The organism is Vibrio sp. STUT-A16 (genome assembly GCF_026000495.1).
Lineage (GTDB): Bacteria > Pseudomonadota > Gammaproteobacteria > Enterobacterales > Vibrionaceae > Vibrio > Vibrio diabolicus.
Window position 1 is genome coordinate 1,852,461 of sequence record NZ_AP026766.1, and the last position, 17,518, is coordinate 1,869,978.

General features: G+C 38.3%; 14 protein-coding genes. 6 read left to right on the plus strand and 8 right to left on the minus strand.

Features of this window, described 5'->3' with window-relative positions; translation table 11 throughout:
• Positions 1–71: 71 nt before the first annotated feature.
• From OO778_RS24890 to OO778_RS24905, 4 genes are all read left to right on the plus strand, one after another.
• The gene (locus OO778_RS24890) at positions 72–2,198 is read left to right on the plus strand and encodes a hypothetical protein (protein WP_226420697.1); all 2,127 of its coding nucleotides are present in this window, start codon (positions 72–74) and stop codon (positions 2,196–2,198) included.
• 626 nt (positions 2,199–2,824) lie between these two features.
• A complete protein-coding gene (locus OO778_RS24895) occupies positions 2,825–3,202 on the plus strand; it encodes a DUF1524 domain-containing protein (protein WP_226420696.1) in 378 nt (125 codons plus the stop codon).
• Positions 3,203–3,678: 476 nt separating this feature from the next.
• A complete protein-coding gene (locus OO778_RS24900; RefSeq protein ID WP_264912164.1) occupies positions 3,679–5,346 on the plus strand; it encodes an AAA family ATPase in 1,668 nt (555 codons plus the stop codon).
• A complete protein-coding gene (locus OO778_RS24905) occupies positions 5,343–6,206 on the plus strand; it encodes a hypothetical protein (RefSeq protein WP_264912165.1) in 864 nt (287 codons plus the stop codon). Before OO778_RS24900 ends, OO778_RS24905 begins: the two co-directional genes overlap by 4 nt.
• A 58-nt stretch (positions 6,207–6,264) precedes the next feature.
• On the opposite strand, the gene OO778_RS24910 is transcribed toward OO778_RS24905, so the two are convergent.
• A complete protein-coding gene (locus OO778_RS24910) occupies positions 6,265–6,492 on the minus strand; it encodes a hypothetical protein (RefSeq protein WP_264912167.1) in 228 nt (75 codons plus the stop codon).
• Between the two features lie 250 nt (positions 6,493–6,742).
• Here OO778_RS24910 and OO778_RS24915 point away from each other — a divergent pair, with 250 nt between their 5' ends.
• Positions 6,743–7,093: a hypothetical protein gene (locus OO778_RS24915; RefSeq protein ID WP_264912169.1), complete on the plus strand. Its 351-nt coding sequence runs from the start codon at positions 6,743–6,745 to the stop codon at positions 7,091–7,093.
• A 238-nt stretch (positions 7,094–7,331) separates the two neighbouring features.
• Here OO778_RS24915 and OO778_RS24920 read toward each other — a convergent pair whose 3' ends face one another.
• From OO778_RS24920 to OO778_RS24950, 7 genes are all read right to left on the minus strand, one after another.
• The gene (locus OO778_RS24920; protein ID WP_264912170.1) at positions 7,332–8,057 is read right to left on the minus strand and encodes a hypothetical protein; all 726 of its coding nucleotides are present in this window, start codon (positions 8,055–8,057) and stop codon (positions 7,332–7,334) included.
• Between the two features lie 416 nt (positions 8,058–8,473).
• Positions 8,474–9,946 (minus strand): group II intron reverse transcriptase/maturase, encoded by a 1,473-nt coding sequence (gene ltrA, locus OO778_RS24925; RefSeq protein WP_025796032.1) that lies wholly within the window; start codon positions 9,944–9,946, stop codon positions 8,474–8,476.
• A 769-nt stretch (positions 9,947–10,715) separates the two neighbouring features.
• Complete coding sequence (locus tag OO778_RS24930; protein WP_226420694.1) at positions 10,716–10,973, minus strand: helix-turn-helix domain-containing protein; 258 nt, start codon at positions 10,971–10,973, stop codon at positions 10,716–10,718.
• A 96-nt stretch (positions 10,974–11,069) separates the two neighbouring features.
• The gene (locus OO778_RS24935; protein ID WP_264912172.1) at positions 11,070–11,546 is read right to left on the minus strand and encodes a hypothetical protein; all 477 of its coding nucleotides are present in this window, start codon (positions 11,544–11,546) and stop codon (positions 11,070–11,072) included.
• 478 nt (positions 11,547–12,024) lie between these two features.
• Positions 12,025–13,530, minus strand: coding sequence for a relaxase/mobilization nuclease domain-containing protein (locus OO778_RS24940; protein WP_264912174.1), 1,506 nt, complete (start codon positions 13,528–13,530; stop codon positions 12,025–12,027).
• Between the two features lie 89 nt (positions 13,531–13,619).
• Entirely contained in the window at positions 13,620–14,372 is a 753-nt protein-coding gene (locus OO778_RS24945; protein ID WP_226420691.1) for a chromosome partitioning protein ParA, read from the minus strand.
• 556 nt (positions 14,373–14,928) lie between these two features.
• Complete coding sequence (locus OO778_RS24950) at positions 14,929–15,582, minus strand: GGDEF domain-containing protein (protein WP_264912176.1); 654 nt, start codon at positions 15,580–15,582, stop codon at positions 14,929–14,931.
• A gap of 940 nt (positions 15,583–16,522) precedes the next feature.
• Here OO778_RS24950 and OO778_RS24955 point away from each other — a divergent pair.
• Positions 16,523–17,485, plus strand: a complete 963-nt coding sequence (locus OO778_RS24955; RefSeq protein ID WP_226420689.1) for a WYL domain-containing protein — start codon at positions 16,523–16,525, stop codon at positions 17,483–17,485.
• Positions 17,486–17,518: the final 33 nt, after the last annotated feature.

Genomic DNA, 17,518 nt, shown 5'->3' on the forward strand with positions numbered 1-17,518 from the left:
TATTTGTTGCTACCCTGATCATATATACACTACGTTAATCAGTACTTTCGTCTAATCAAAGTTGGCTTACGATGAGAAACCCAAGCGCACATTTATCTGGAATGTTGAAGCTCATTCCTGCATCAAAAAATACGTTAGCTCCTGTTTTTGAAGCAATAACCAACTCATTGGAGTCAATTCTTGAAAGAAAAAGTGAAGAAAAGCAAGTTATTAGCATTACTTTTCGTTTTAATGATATTGATGAAGAACAGAAAAAACTTGAACAGATCGTAATTTCAGATACAGGAGCAGGTTTTAACTCAGCATCTTTTGAAAGATTCGGTTCTCTACTTGATAAATCGAAAGGCTACCACAACCGAGGTACTGGACGTTTGCAGCTCCTACATCGCTTTTCTCACGTTAGCGTTGTGAGTCAATATTTTGAAAATAATGAACATTTTCTGAGGGCTTTCAAGAGCAGTAGTGATAATTTTATTTTCGATGACCGCTTTGAACCCACAGACTCGGATGAAGTACTGACAACAATCACTTTGCAGGGGTTTCAACCACAGAAGAGAGATTCAGCGTTCTTTAGCGCATTGAGTTTAAAAAAATTTGTATCGCTGATCCAGTCTCAATATGCTTTACGTGTTTATCTGGAAAAGCAAAAAGGTATGACTTTTCCAGATCTTAAACTTCAGTTTGAATACTCGGTAGCCTCAGATTTAGAGTGTGTAACTCTCACTCCAGATGACTTCCCTGAACCTAGTGACTCAGGTCAATTCTCAATCAATTATTGCTACCCTAAAGAAGCACATAAGGCTAAAAATGGTATCGAATGGGTGCGAGATACGAGCAAAGAACCTGAGCGTTTCAGTTGGTTAGTTTTTGAGTTTGATGCCGAGTCAATTGAAAGTCACGGGGCATTTCTCTGTAGTAAAGATATCCCAGTTGAACATATTAAAAACTCAGTTATCAATAATGCCAACTCATTGAGTGGAAAAAAGAAAGTTGTAGCATTTTATGGAAACTATTTAGATATATCAGACAATGTTAATGATGCAGTAGACTCGTTTAAGATTAAATCGAAATCAGAGGTTAAGGAAATATCATCAGGTTTATTTGGTGATGATTCGTATGTGTATCTGGATGACATTAAGAAGCAAGCAAGCGTCCAACTAGAGAGCATTTACGAAGAGCTGATTGATGCAAAAGAGGCAACAACCAAGAGAGTGATGCGACTTGCCCGTGAGCTTGGTTTATCAGCCAAAGTCGCAGAACTGGCTAAAGGGAAAGTAAAGCTAAATGCCTCTGATGAAAGTATTACTAATGTACTACATATTGAGTTAGCAAAAATTATTGCGGATAAAAGCAATAAAGCAAGATGTATTGTTAAACAGCTCGACCGACTAAATCCAGCATCAGAGGATTATCAAGTTAAGATAGCTGAGAAATCTAAAGAGCTATCGTTGCTTGTTGATGAACAAAACAAAGAAGAGCTTTCAAAATACGTCGTGCGAAGAGAGCTAGTAGCAAAACTGCTAGATAAGATCGTATCTAACGACCTTGAAGCTCAAAAAATAGATATACCCAAAGGAAAAAAGAGAGACAAGGAAGGGATAATCCACGATTTGTTTTTTAAAAGAAAAACAAAGGGTGATATCAATGATCTTTGGGTGCTCGATGAAGAGTTTTTGTACTACCAAGGTTTCTCAGAAATGGAGCTGAGTAAAATGACTTTACCTGATGGTAGACCATTACTCCGAGAGGATGCATACGAGGCGATGGCAGAGTTTGGGTTCAGGCCAAATCAGAGACCTGACGTCTATTTGTATGCAGGGGAGGGTAAATGTATTTTACTTGAGTTTAAAGCACAAGATGTTGAGTTGTCAGCATATTTGCAACAAATGCCAGACTACTGCAATTTATTGGCTAATTATGCCAACGTGCCGTTAGAGAAGTTCTACTGTTACTTAATCGGTGAAAAAATATCACCAATCTCATCTTTGAATGAATACGAACAGTCCGTTTCTGGTAGTTGGTATAGGGACTCTATACCTGTAAGAAGTGCCGATTATAGGATCAGACAGACTATTGCCAATATCCGAATGGAGATTCTGACACTATCTGATATTTCTCAGCGAGCTAAGATGAGAAACCAGAGTTTTGCAGAGAAACTGGGCTTGCAAGATATGCTGTCTGACCCTTCTGATAGTTAACGCAAAGTAATTATTAGACTAGAGCTTGTGATGTACAAACCCTTCGGCGATCGATTACTGATTCCCATGCATGGGAATGAACTAGCTAGTTTCGATTATTATTCTTAAAAACGGAAGCGACCTCAAATGACTCTGCGTAAAAGTAAAAATTTCCACATACTTAGTTGTTATATCTAACTACTACAACTAGATTTTAGATCTTATACTGTTGCAAAACTACCGTTTACTTAATGTATGTCTTTGCAGTTGATCAAGGAGCGGAGGCGAACCAATTTTGTACATGGTCAACTCAGTTTAAAGAACTGTTGGAGCTGTTCCCTTTTCGGAAACAAACATGTATGGCTCATTTGCAATTTTGGCTCTATACATCGCCTTATCCGCTAACTCTATTAGTGTAGATAAACTACTTGAATCATCTGGGTATATACCGATACCGATGCTAGCTCTAATGGTTATTTCATGACAGAGTGTACTTACGTACACTGGGGTTGAAATTAGCTGATTAAGTTTATTCGCTATCGACTTTGCTTCCGAAGTTTTGTCTGTAGTTTACAGAGAATAATGTAGGTGTTTTACATAAGGGGACTGACGTACAAAACTTTGTTTTCAACCGTTTAGACTACCTATTGTGGAAGCGTCTATCAGACAATGAGTCATTTGATGGTATAAGTAAAAAAGAACTTGGAAAACACTTTGAGGATTTCCAATTTTCATTCCGAACCTCTGTTGAACATTACTTTCCACAAACCGATCCATCGGGCGCAAGTAAGATGGAAGACGTTGATCGCTTCGGCAATCTTTGTCTTATTTCGCCAAGCAGTAACTCAAGGCTTAGTAATTACTCTCCGCAAGATAAGAAGACGTTCTATCAAGAGAACAATCGTGCAGAGAGCTTAAAGCAAGCAATTATGATGAGCTACCATAAGTGGGGTCCTGATGGAGTAGGGCGAGAAAATATCCTTAACCATGAAACTCATATGATCAAGACTCTGTGTAATCAGTAGTGTAAGTTGTAAGAGCTAATCTTGAATAAATAAAGTTAAGCGGACTTCGTAACTCTGACTCGGTTCCGCTTCCATATAAGTTAATTCAATGTTTTACTTGTACTAAATGAAAAAAGATAACTCGAATTGCTCTTATTCCGTGCTGGCAACTAGGAAGGAATCCTTCGTAGTTGCTTAAATCACCTTTGCCCCTTTTCGTGCTAGCGACGCTCAACCTTTCAAACCACGGTGAGGTAATTTTGCCCTATTTTTTCTCATACCTTAGGAGTATCTAAGGATATAGAGTTTTACCAAATTGTCTAATTCGTGCCAACCACACTCAACATTTCAAACCTCTGTGAGGTGGCTTGACCTACGTTTTCTCATACTTTGTGTGAGTCTGCGGATTAAGGGGCTTACCACTCTTAACCATTTGTAAAAGTTATATTTACTGAGGTGGTATATTTGATTCATAATATGCATCTTGTTGGTAGGTTGTGAAGTTTGAATATTCTGAAATGGAAAGTGATAAAAAACTAAGAGTAGTATTTGGTCTAAAGAGGGCTTCAGTATTACCTGGAGAAGTTTTGATCTATCCGTCATTTGATAACTGGAATGACTTTGGATTTAAGATCAAATGTACCTGTTCTATATTCAACACGCTAACTGATAGCACATTTACTTTTGGTACTTATATTGGCTTTCTGTCTTTGGATTCAAACCAAGTAAACAGTAAAACCCGCAAGGAAATGAATGAGGAGTCGAGAAACTTATCTAAGAGGTTTTCAAAAGATCCTGAGGCGTTTAACTCTTATATCGATAGTATGCAGTTTTTTACAATGCTACCCAGTATGGCTGACTATCGGATGGTTGTTGAAGCTCTGGGTTCAGAGCAATTAAAAGTTGTTTTACAAGCGATTAACGACATGGTGCTCCATAAGGATTCATCTGATAAATGGGTTGATGCTGCAACAAAGTCTGAAGTGTTCCAACTAGGGTTCATGCGACATTCCGAAGGGTTCTTTGCATTCAATAATGCAGACAGCTTGTTAGCAGGTGTTCAAGATGAAGTCTTTGGTGGGATATCACAAGAGTTGGATCTAAATTTTTCTTTAGACGGGTTTAAGAATCAACATACAATCCCTTTAAAATATGACCATCAAAGCATCATACCCAAAAGAATAAACGTTTTAATAGGAAAGAATGGGCTAGGTAAGAGCCAAGCATTAAAGTCATTTTGTAGGGCCGCACTCCAGTATAAAGACCCTTCTATTTCCCTAGTTGATCGTTATAGCAAAGGGCGCCCTATGATTAATAGGCTCCTTGCTATTGCGACACCAGGAGAAACTCAAAATACCTTTCCTGGTGAAAGGGTAGCTACGCAAAAGTTATACTACCGTCGTTTATCTTTAACTAGAAATGGTCGAGCTAAGAGATCTCGGTCGATAAATGAATTGATCATCCAATTGGTTCGCTCTGACGAAGTAATAGGAAGCAAGTCTAGATGGCAACTTTTTATCGAAGCTTTATCAAATACGATACCTATCGACAAGGTTGTGGTGCAGAAAACTAGTGGAAGTTATTTACAATTAATTAAATTGAACAAGCTGGGTGGGGAACAAGAGTCTCTCGAACATTGGGGGAGCATTGATACGGGGGCTGAACCTAAGCTCAAAATTGGAGAAGATTCACACTCTCTTAGTAGTGGACAGCTTACATTTCTAAAGTTCGCTCTTCTTTGTTGTCTTTATATTGAAAATGGCTCTTTTGTTCTTTTAGATGAGCCAGAGACGCATATGCATCCAAATATGATTGCAGATTTTGTAGGATTATTGGACCAATTGCTCGAAGATACTGGCTCTCAAGCGCTTATTGCAACTCACTCTGCATATTTCGTAAGGGAAATAAGTCGTGAACAAGTTCATGTTCTTCTCAAAAATGAGTCAGATGAAATATCTATTGTGTCTCCAAGACTACGGACTTTCGGAGCGGATATAGAATCGATTTCTCAGTTTATTTTTGATGAAGATGTTGATAACAGATTGGCAGAGAAACTTTTCAGCAAGGTAAAAAACCTGTCATTTGAAGAAGTAAAAAGTAAGCTTGAGGGGGAGCTGTCTATGTCAGCTATGTTACAACTACAAGATAAGATGTTGAGTGAATGAAAAAACTTAACTTACCTCAAATTCAAGATGTTAACATTTTGCATACGCTGGCACAAAATCAGAACCTCCATAAGACTAGTTACCCTATCCTGAGACAGCAGATTCATTTGGTTGAAGCTGCTTACGTAGATTACACAAATAGTAATGGTAACCCTTGGAATATCGCTAATGTAGGCATTACAGCGGATCTACAAACAGCATTGCGAACACACTATAAAAGCCCTCCTACGTCATTAAATTTTATAGAAAGTCTACGAGATTCTTCACCAGAAGTATGCCCGATGTGTGGTGGTTTTAAGCCTACGGAGTTAGACCATCTATTGCCGAAGGAAGATTATCCTGCATGGTCAATTTTTTCACCAAATTTAGTTCCAGCATGCAGTTGTAATCGTGAGCGAGGTAGGCTTCTTAAAGGGCTAGCTGATAAACAAGCTCGAATATTACATCCGTATTTTGATACGTGCCTTCAAGAAAGAATATTGACAACTACCTTTATTCATTCAAACGACTTCAGTTTGATACGAGCAAAAGTCTGCTATGTGGATGATAACCACCCTGAAATCGAATCGATTAAATATCATACCAAGAACGTAGTTATCAAAAATGATATAGAAGGGTGGATACGCGGACAACTGAATACGCTTGTAGAGTTTCCTGCCAATGTTGTTAAAGGCATTTCAAGACGAAGGACAATAGACAAGGATGAGTTGGTCGAAAAACTAGAAGATTTACTCGAAAGCTATGATGAGCAAACAGGTTCAAAAAACAATTGGAACTCAATACTTGTGCACGGACTTCTTAACGCACCTCAACTACATGACTGGCTAGTTGAACGCCATAATGATGTGGTAACCCGCTAAGTAATCTTCTCCATCAATAGTGGACACCAACTTAAGCGACTTTCCATATTTGTAGTTATCAATAATTTGCTAACTTAGCAAAGTCGCTGACTCGCTTCTGTCCAGAGGTGTGATATCGCTGAATCACGGCAAACACACCTTTGCCCCAAAGCGTGTCAGCACTAATCGCTCCCCAAACTTGCACATGAGGCTTTTGTAATACTTTGAGTAATGCCATGCAAAAAGCAAGGACTGAATCCAAGGTCTCTACAGTTTTTGGTAGTGTACCTTGTATGAGCCAAGCCAAATTCTGTAGATCCTTTCGATATAAACGTTCACATCCGTAGTGCGTTGACTTTCAAACTCCTCTAATTGCTCCTGAGTAAATAAGGTCAAAAAGAAGTTGATGTATTTACACCCCTCTAGGAAACAGGTCTTTGACTTAATTTATCTAATAACATTACTATTAAACTTTATTTCTTATCGAGTTGAGTTAGAGCAAATGAACTTGGGAATATGGTCAATGAGTCTAAGTTCAATAGTAGAATGGAGTTAGTATGAAAAATAGCGATAAATGGCGGGGATTCTATAAATCCCTTTCAATAGCAGATAGGCGTAAACACTTTTTTAGTGTCTACGAAGATAATGAAGGGGAGCACGTACTCACGCTAGGTAAAAAGTTGCCTGACGTGGCTCGTGAGCTTGCTAAAGAATCAGGCTTTCCTGTCACTATACTCTTTGTCTCTTGGACGTATGAGGATAGTTCAGGACCTGTCTCTATAGATGGATCTCACGGAGGCGACCTAGTAACCTATACTGAGCGCTATCGAGTGTTGGTAACCAACGAGCTAGAGATCAAGTTTAAAATCTATACTGGAGAGATTGAGGTATTTAAGGGTTGGTATTAATAAATGCACCAAGAGGGTGAACATCTACGCTTTCTTGATGGCCTTTCGGATGCTCTCTGGGTAATTAAACAATGCGATGAGATTCTTCCTACGCTGACTAGGATTATTTGATTTTAGGATTAAGTGGAGCGAAAATCTCATAACATACTATGAGTTTACTTACTACGTTTCTTAGTGCTCAGGTTTGTGCAAACTTTTAATTAATCAATTTAAACGTATAATGCCAAAATCTAAGAATTTACCTTTGATAAGGTGATGCCCCATGACCAACTAAATACTCTTTATCTATTTTTGTATTTGTTATAAATAGTGTAGCTATTTCAAGTATAAACTTGTGGATAAAAACCTCGCTATCGTTATAGTAATTCCTAACTAATTGTCCTCCATCAGTAAATAGCTTACCATTTTGATCAAACTTCTCCTTTCTCACGTGATTATATAGCTTAAAATCTATGTTACGTTTACCAATTAAGAAGTATATACTTTGGCTATCATTGCTTGCGATAAATACGCTTTTCCAAGATGAGGTTCTAGGAACATGCACGTCAAAACCAATCGTGACTAACGTATTTAACACCCTTTCTCGGTTAAGAATTTCATTATTTTTTACAGATCGGTTAATAACAATAGATGCTAGTAATTTAGCGGCATCATGTTCTCTATCGGTATTTTCAAGAACAAAAATTCCCTTGTTAATTTGTTGTTTAATAATTCCTTTATTTATCTCCAACCGCAACTTATCTTCAGGAGAAAAGTTATCTATAATTGCATGAACATTCACTGCTTTTGGTAGTTCTGTGCTTGCAACTTTTTCACGGCCTGTCTTTTTTTTATGTAACTCATTAAACTGCTCAGCACTCTCCACAAGCTTTGCTGATGCCTTAACACCAGCATATGATACTTCCTCGATTATTCTAAGAAAATTATTGACAGTTTTAAAAAGACGCTTTATCAGCTCAAACAATTTAGTAACCACCTATTAGAGAAAAGTTCATATTTTAACATTTATACTCGTAATTACTGAAGATAAACCAAAAATTAAATGCTTCAGTCACGAGTTAGTATAGCTGACAGTATAGGCACTTTCGTCTGACATCTGAAATCCTTCGTAGTTGATTGAAAGTTACAAAAATAATTGAACTAATTTCACCGTATCCGCCCGTGGGTTGTAGTGGAAAAGTAAACTTGGCAACTGGGTGGGTTGGAAGTTTTGCGATACCTAAGATAATCCGTTAAATGCTAATTTAGCAAAGCCACTGGCAAACTTTTGTCGGGTAGACGACACTTGTTACCAAGTGTCGTCCCCCTAAGAACCGTACGTGCAACTTTCACTGCATACGGCTCAAGCCTCCACAAAGGCATCGTATGATACCCAGCAACTTATAAAGCAGTTAGAGCAGGAACGTGCCAAGAGTTGCGAGTTTGCCTTTTGGACTTTCTCTTTGCCAAGTAATCTCGGTATTGAGGGTCAAATGGTGTTACCGCACTTCGGATTTTCACATGTCTCTCTATAGGCACTTTGGCTATTTGGAAGAGATTGAATTGGCAATCCATATCCATGATCTTCTGCCAACCGTGAAATTGCCATTGGCCTTTCCGATTGAGGAAGTATTTGTGGGTGATCCAATTTGTAGACTTTGTTGGATGACGCCTTTTAGCCCAGTGCCATAACGCATGGAATAGCTTATGACCTACATATCCGAATACCTGTTTAGCAACGCAGTTTCGATAGTAATTCGACCAGCCCCTAAGTTTCGGATTTATCAACTTGATTAGATCGTTAACAGGGATGGTTGCGTGCTTTTTGATGAGTTCACGCAAGTTACTCAAGAACAGTAGCGTGTTGGATTTGCTCGGTTTAATGAGCAATTTCCCTTTGTACTTTCTATGGTTAAAACCTAGGAAGTCAAAACCATTACTGATGTGGGTAATATGCGTTTTCTCTTCGGATAGTGTTAAGCCTCTTTCTGCTAAGAACTCGGCAATCAACGGTTTGATATCGTTCTCCAGCACTTCCTTTGAAGCACAGGTGACGACGAAATCGTCGGCGTATCCAATAAAGTTGGCTCTTGCACCCTTTTTGAGTGCGGCAGACTTTATTCGCTGCTCAAGCCCTGCAAGAGTCACCAGCATCAAGGTTGGGGATATGACCCCGCCTTGAGGTGTCCCCTCGTCAGTGCGATAAAACAACCCTTTGTCCATAAAGCCAGATTTTAGCCATTGTTCTAACATACGTTTATCTACGGCAATGTTATTCATAAGCCATTGATGCCCGATCTTGTCGAAACAGGCTTTGATATCTCCCTCAAGTACCCACTGAGCTGACTTCTTTAGTGCCAGACACTTGAAGCACTGTGCGATTGCATCGGCAGTGCTGCGGTTTGGTCTGAATCCATAGCTGTTAGGGTCGGCAAGTGTTTCTGATACTGGCTCGAGTGCAAGAAGATGAAGCGCTTGCTGCGCTCTATCGAACATACACGGGATACCCAGTGGTCTGAGTTTGCCGTTTTTCTTGGGGATGTAGATACGCTTGAGCGGTTTGGCTTGATAAGCTTTTCTGCTCAATTGATTGACTGCTTTCATGCGGCGCGAATCCGTGTTCCAGATGACGCCGTCTATTCCAGGCGTTTTACTGCCTTTGTTTTGTGATACTCGCTTAACAGCAAGAAGTTTTGCCGAACGCGAGTGAGTCAGTATCCACTGCAATGCTTTCGCTTTGCCGTGTTTACCATCTCTCGTTGCCTTTGCAATACGCATCTGAAGCTTTAATACACGCGCTTCTACAGCTTTCCAGTTTATGGATTGCCATTGAGCACTGTCAGGAGAGGCACTAATCTCTTTTGAAATTATCATTTGCGTTTCTCCTTGAATAAAGTTCTTCAAATTCTCTTGCAACGGAAGACCAGTCGGAAGTCGGCTCACTTTCGTGATCAGATATGAATCTGTATCTGCATCGTTACAATGCAGCCTTCGCTTTTTCCAACATCCTCTACCTGCATTACTATCGGCCACAGAGGCTTTCCCATAGGGAGTAATACAGGCTTACCGTGTTCCGTATGTTGCGCAATGTCAGGGTAGATGCCCGCTATGGTGCGGAGAGCTTTATTGATCACGAAAGAGTACTGGACAACCTCTTTCCTGCTCTCATTGCCTTTTGGCTACAGCGTATTAACCACTTCCGCTGTTTCATCACATGACGCACCTTACACGGATTCACGTATGTTCATCATACTGACTACCTAGCACTTACCCGATTCCGTGGTTATCAGGAGGATCGTTCTCTCACGATTTCAATCCCGATCGGTATATGACCAATCTTCGTTACATTGTCAGAGCCGCTGCTTTATTCAGGCTCCTAGGTTCATCTGGTGATACAGATGGTTCACTCGTTGAGCGGTGAACAGCGCTTCATACGACTTCACGTCGCACGTCCAGTTGTGAGCTACGATACCAGCAGGTTGATTTGTACGATCTAGCCATAACTTTTCAGAGTTAATATGACGATCAGATGTCTAATTGTATTCCCATGCATGGGAATGGGGTAGCTTGCTTAAAATCAGCGGCACTTGATTTCGTTGAACATGCTGATTTTGTTGATTCTCATGAGTGGGAATGGCTTTATTCACCATTTCTCTTCGATCCCACTGTAGGCTTTCAGTTCGATACTTTCTCCTTTCGGCACTATATGCATTTCCAGATTTAGCGATGATAAGATGCGAAATAGCGTCTGAATCCTGGTGGTCTCTGGATTAATCTCAAACTTGGAAATAGTGTCTTGTTTTAGACCCACGGGGTCGGCAGCCTTAGCTTGCGACAGGTTCTTGTGTTTTCTTTCGTCACGCAGATGTATTGCTAACTGCCTAGATGATGTTATCAACATAACAATTCCTCGTATCTACCCACGATAGAGGGTAGTTTGTGCTTTACCCGCAGTCAAGGGTAAAAAGGAAAAACAGCCCCATCGGGGCTGTTGGTTCTATTCTACTTTTTGTTTGAGTTCTTCGATTTTTCTTCTTATTGCTACTGCTTTTGTATCAGTTTTTGATGAGTCACGGTCACGAAGCTTTAGAGGGGTTAGCTTAGAAAAGACTTTAACGAATCTCATAAGGCTAGCTTTGTCTTCAAGGTTAAACTTACGCTTACTGCGCATATGCTCAACAGATTCTTTATCATCTTCTTTAAAGAGAAACTCGTTATAGTAAGTATCAGGCATTCTTGCAGCTCTGAGTCTGTTTTTCACTCGGTACAAAGCCTGATGGATTTCTTGTGCTTCAAGAACATCAATCTCATCTTCACCCTCTAGCTCGTCAAAAGCATCTGATGCTTGATGTATCAATGCAGCAATCTTGCAGACTTGCTCTTCTTTTGAATTAATAACAACGCTTTGCTTTTCATGCAGTTCTTCTTTTCTGTACTTCTTGTATAGCGCATTTGCGGGTTTGAAGTGAGACATAATTTCTTCAAAGTTGTGTTCAGTGATTTCGTACTTTCCAGATTTCGCTTCTTCAGTGCCATATTTGGAAATGAGGTGTTTTATAGAACGCGGAGAGGAGGGGGCAGTGATCGGTAGCTTTATTAATGTTATATGTGTTGCGTTGCCGCTACCATTTATTAACTCAGGATCTCGGACAATAATGTAAAGTATCTTGCCGCTTTTGTTTTTTTGAAATCGCGGTAGGGGAGATTTCTTTTTTTTTGGTGTTACTGTAACGTTATCAGTTAATTCATTATTTATTTTTTAAAAATACTCATATTATTATCTTTTTATTATTATTTTTATATTTTAATTATAACATTTAAATTTATAATATAAACTATAATGTTATTGTTTGTATTAAATTCTTCAGTTGGTTTTTTTATTTTTAAATGATGGTGGGTTTTTCTATTTATATTACAAAAATAAAAATATAGCTTCAGCCCTCTTTTTTAAATTAATATGTATTTTCAGCGATATCTTTTGGTTTCTTCTTGATGTTGCGTCTTCTGTTCTGCTTTTTGTTGTCAGCAAAGATACCTTCGTTTTTATATGTTTTTTCTATTTGTTCAATGGCTTGGTTAATTGCCAGGTCTTGATCTTCATGCGCCGCGACAGGGGTTATTTTCAATTCCCAATGATTTTTTTTGTTCAGTTCGAAGAGGATTAGAAGCAGATGATAGAAGAATTTACTTAGCGTCTTAGATGCTGAGTATATGCCTTTCTCTTGTTCGTAAATTGTGTGGACGAAAGCTCTATCGCGTCTGTTGATGCGCTTGCCGTGGTACAACCAGAAATCGATAGCATCCTCTATCTCTTTTTGATATTGCTTTCGTCCTGAGATAATGAAGCAGTTAAGCATGTGCTTATCCCATTCCTCGGCTTGCTTCTTTACTTTGTCAGCATGTGCTTCAGCATCTCTTCTTACTGTTTCAAATCTATGCACTGTATTTTCTTTTTGCGATTCAAATATTTCTCTAACTGTATAATTTTCAACTTGTGACTCGTCATAACTACTTATCATGTTTGCATCACTTGTTAGAACACCAGATTTTATTAATCCACCTAAGGTGAACTTGTTCCCACTTCTAAGCTTAGATGCGGGTATGATGAAGTCATTGTATTTGTAAACAAGACCAATGAATTTTTCGTTGTTTCTGTCTTCTTTAAGTATTATCTCAACGCCGTTTCTTAATAGCGCTATTTGATAAAGAGCCAAGCTCGCTTTACTAGTGTGCTCATCGTTTACACCTAGTTTCGTTAGATTATTTGCCCTGGCTTGCACTAACGCTGGCAGCTCTTTAATGCTTGATTCAACTAAGCGTCTCATCATCAACTTCACTGAGTGAGAGTGCTTGTCCGAAGTGACTGCTTCACCTTTTGCTAGTACTGATGCTGAGTTTTCTAGCTGTCTTAATCCAAACTCTTTTTCTTGTTCGCGCATTACCTCTTGGGCGGTTTCAACAGACATCCAGTTCGATATCACTTTGTTTGTTTCCAAGTCTTGTGTTGATACTGTTATGTGTACGTGCTGAGAATCAGTATCTTCGTGTCTAAATGCGATGTAGCGTGCGTTTTTGTAACCTAGGCGGTTCATTGTCTTTCTAACGGTTTTACGCCATTGCTTGTTTGTAAGTCGCTCTCCTTCGTCTATAGATATGACGAAGTGGCGAAAAGGGTGTTTGACTGTAGGGTTGTGCTTATAGCTGCTTTGCAGTTCAGTGATAGCATCGTGCCAGTCCGCACCAGTAGCTAGCTCACCCATTTCAACAGGTATGGATTCGATTTCATTAGCGCAGATGAAGAATGAGTGTCCCTCGGATGCAGGAGCATGTTTTGTTTTACCAGCTCCATATTTAACTAAGTTGTCTGCGTCTTTTTGTTTAGCGCCGTATTCGACGAGGTTCTGTGCGTCTCTGGCGGTTTGTTGACTTCTTGTGCATTCTAATTCTGTAAATATCATTTTATTGTCTCTTTATTATTATCGTTAGTGAGAAAGTAATAAGAAAAGGTAGATAAACCCGCCTTAAAAATAAGGCGGGAATTCATGATTTATAATTCAGCTTCTTCTAGTATCTTTTGTTTGCATATCTCATCTAACTGACGCGAAGATAAGTATTTTAAAGCTAGTACTTTAGCTGTTGCTGATGAGTGAGAATCTATTGCTAGCTTGCGTATAATATCAACGATCTTCTCAAGTTCTTTAATGCATTTACTCAGTTCAGCTATCTCAGCGCTGTCAGCATCTTCAATGTTCTCTGCAAGCACTTGAAGTGCTTTTGATAGCTCTTTGGTTTCTTTAAAGTACTGTAAATACGCTTCGTCATTGTTCGGTCGCGGCTCGATTTGGTTTGAGATAATATCTCTCAGAAAAGCAGCATCAGATCGGTAGTTGTAACTATTTCTGCACGCTGTGAAGTGTTTTTTTGTTTCTTTAGTTACATGTGTTTTTATTGCTACATCGCATAAGTCTTTAGTTTCTTTGCGCTCTTCTTTGAAGCCGTTTTCTACTGCATCGAGAATGTGACGCGAGTCATCAACAGCATTTTCATCAAAGTTATCTGGATTATTTTTAACGTAAATACTTTTTACTATGTAGTTGCAAAAATGCGCATGAGAACTAAATGTAATTTTTGATGTGTTTGAAAATTGAGGAAGAAGAGAAGGTACAATAAATTGTAATTCTTCTAAGCTGTAATCTGTCTGCTCGATAAGCGCTCTTAGTTTGTCTTTATTTTCTCTTTTTGTGTTAACTACTACTTCTCTTATTATTTTATTTAAGTCTTCTTTTTCTGAAATCTTCATTTTATTATTTCTCTTTTTATTATTATTATTTTATTTTTATTATCTAGAAAGAAACAGCGTGCGACTTAGCGATAACTGCGAAGCATGTTAGCGCAACCGACTAGCAGGAGGTTAAAGCTACAAACGACCAAATTGGAACAAATTGGGAAGAGCAGTATCCGCTTGTTAATTTCTTTTTTCTTATATTATAACCATAAATACTATGAAATTATAATTTATTTTCATTCTTTACTGTATATAACCAGGTTTAATTTGTTGGTTGTTTTAAAAGCTATTGCACTAATAAATATAAATATTTAGATTATTTAAAATGATGAAAGGTGATTTATTTTAAATTTTCAAATAACAAAGTAAATGCTGTTTATACTTTTCATGCACTATTTATTATGCTATTTGTTTTTTGTAAATTAAATTGTTTTTCTTATGGGTGTCTATATTTTATGATTTAAATTTTGGTTGAATGTAGGTATAAAATTCATAATTTTTAATGTTATCTTGATAAGATGATAATAAGTTTATTAACCGAGGGCTAATATGTTATTGGTTTGTTTATATGTTAAATCGTCTGTGTTGTTGGACTTCTTTTCCTTATTGTAAACTTTTCTCGTTTAGACACATACATAGAAGAATCAGCCAGTTCAATCATATCCTGACTGGTTTTAGTTGGGTTATCAGAGTGCTTGTCGTATAAATAATATCCTGTTGAAACTGTAACTTTGATTTTTTGTGCATTGAAGCTCAGTGGGTTGGTTTGTTTAAGTAATTCATCTAGTGCCAAGCACCATTCATGTACTTGACTTTCTGTGTAATTTGGTAAGATCGCAATAAATTCGTCTCCTCCTAGACGGGATATGCAGTGTGCAGGCTTTTCTAATAATTTTAAAGTTGAACCAAAGAGTTTCAACGCCTCATCACCTAAGATATGACCACCATAATCATTGATTAATTTTAAATTATCCATATCCATAAATACTACTGCTATAGTATGAATCTCATTGTTTTTCAAAGACGAATCTATAGCGTTCAGGGCAGCTTCACGGCTCTTAAGCTTTGTTAGATAATCATGATTAAGTCGTGATTCAAGTTGCGTGATTTTTTGCATAAGTTCTTTGTTTTTTTGCTCTAAATGAAAAATCGTTTCTTGCAGTGTTTTCTCGTAGCGAGAGTTAACTCTGTCTTCGTGTCTCTCAATAGAATCAAATACCATCATTCACCCAACATCAGTTTTAACACAGGCGTTGAGAATACATAGTACTACGTCGTAATGTGTCGTATTTGTTTTGCTTATTATCCAATAGAAGTATCAATAATAGATTTTAATTTGCATAGAAAGCTGATCTAAACCTGAGCTATGTGGAGGTGATTCTTATTGTAATCCATATCGAGAGATATTGATTGATTTTTGTTCATGTGACTTTTTCCGTCTTCGTTTGTTGACCATTACGCCTATTGATAGTTCAAGAGGTAAACTCGCTTGTGGTTTAATAACGTATTGATACGTGTTGAATACTGACGAATAGACAGTTTATCTGCTTAGAAAGGGCGATACCTTTTAGGGGGACTTTACCAACCTTGAGCTTATCATATGCGGCCAGTCCTTTTGGTGGAGAGCAATCTTCGGGGCTTCAGCATCTAGCAGTTTCTCAACCAGCAACTTTTTGAGTCGGGCATTTCCTCTTTTAGTGCTTTTAGACGAGCTTCAGAGGGCATCCAGTGCAGCGTATGTTTTGCGGCATGTTAAAACCATCCTAGATTCAAAGCTTGCTGCAAAGCGCTCGGTCTGAAATACCTTCTTTCGCTCCCTTTAAAATGGCAATGGTTTGCTTTTCATTGAGCGTTTTTCATGCTCACGATTTTTTGGATATATTAACATTGCTCGATATTAACTGAATTAGATTAAGGGGACCTGGCCAGGTTATATACGACACATTATGTCAGAAGTTGATGTACTCTTCATTTTATTGAATTGTCAGGCGAAGTGACGAACTCATAGTTGCATAAAAAGGACAAAAAGCGTATTAATATTTAGAATTATAAATAAAAAAATCAATGTGTTGTATGAAATTTATCCGTTTCACGCGTAGTGAGCACGAACCTCACAATGAGTCGGATATCTTTTGAATCATTATATTCTATACAAGTTGGATCAGATGGCTAAGCGAGCAAGCACCCAAGAATCTTTAGTAATTGCGTTTGAAATTTTGAAACGTATTCCTAAATTTCATCAAACTACAGCAAAAGAACTACATGAACAACTGTGTCAAATAGGTTTAGTTCGTGATTTGCGAAGTGTCCAACGGACGCTGGAGATGCTTTGCGAACATTTTGATATTGTGCGCGATGATCGTAGTAAGCCATATGGTTATCGGTGGGATAGAAACAGTGAAAGTCTGGCGTTACAAAACCTAACACCTCAAGAAGCGCTACTGTTGGCATTGTCCCAAGAGTATTTGACGCATCTTCTACCAGCTAACTTACTTTCGTCACTTGATGGGTTCTTCCAAGAAGCTAAATACCAACTTAATCCTAGTTTAATCAATAGTAAGGAGCGTCAGTGGTTAAAAAAAGTTGCTGTTGTTAGTGAAACTCAACCTTTACTTCCACCTAAAGTTGACTCCTGTGTTTTTCAAGAAATTAGCAACGCGCTTTATCATAATCGTCTATTAAACATCGAGTACTATAATGCTCGACAAGAACATAAGTCAGGAATAGTGATGCCCTTGGGGTTAGCGCAACAAGGGCATAGACTTTACCTTGTTTGTCGTTTTGATGGATATGACAATGAGCGTAGTTTAGCCATTCATAGAATTACAAAAGCAGCTAGTTCGACGTTCACATTTGAGCGCCCCAAAACATTCAAGCTAAGTCAGTATGATGCTGATGGCAGGTTTCGTTTTGGTGAAGGGGAGAAGTGCTCTCTGTCGTTCTCTATCACAAAGGAAGCTGGTTTCCATCTTACCGAAACACCATTGTCAACAGATCAAACTATTACTGAGTCAGACAAACATTATAACGTGTTTGCGACAGTAGTTCGTTCGAAGCAGCTCCAGCATTGGTTAGATGGCTTCAAAGAAAATATTTGGGATGTGTGCTTAACAAGTATCGATAACTAATCTGTTAACTGTTTAAAAAACTAAAACGAGAAC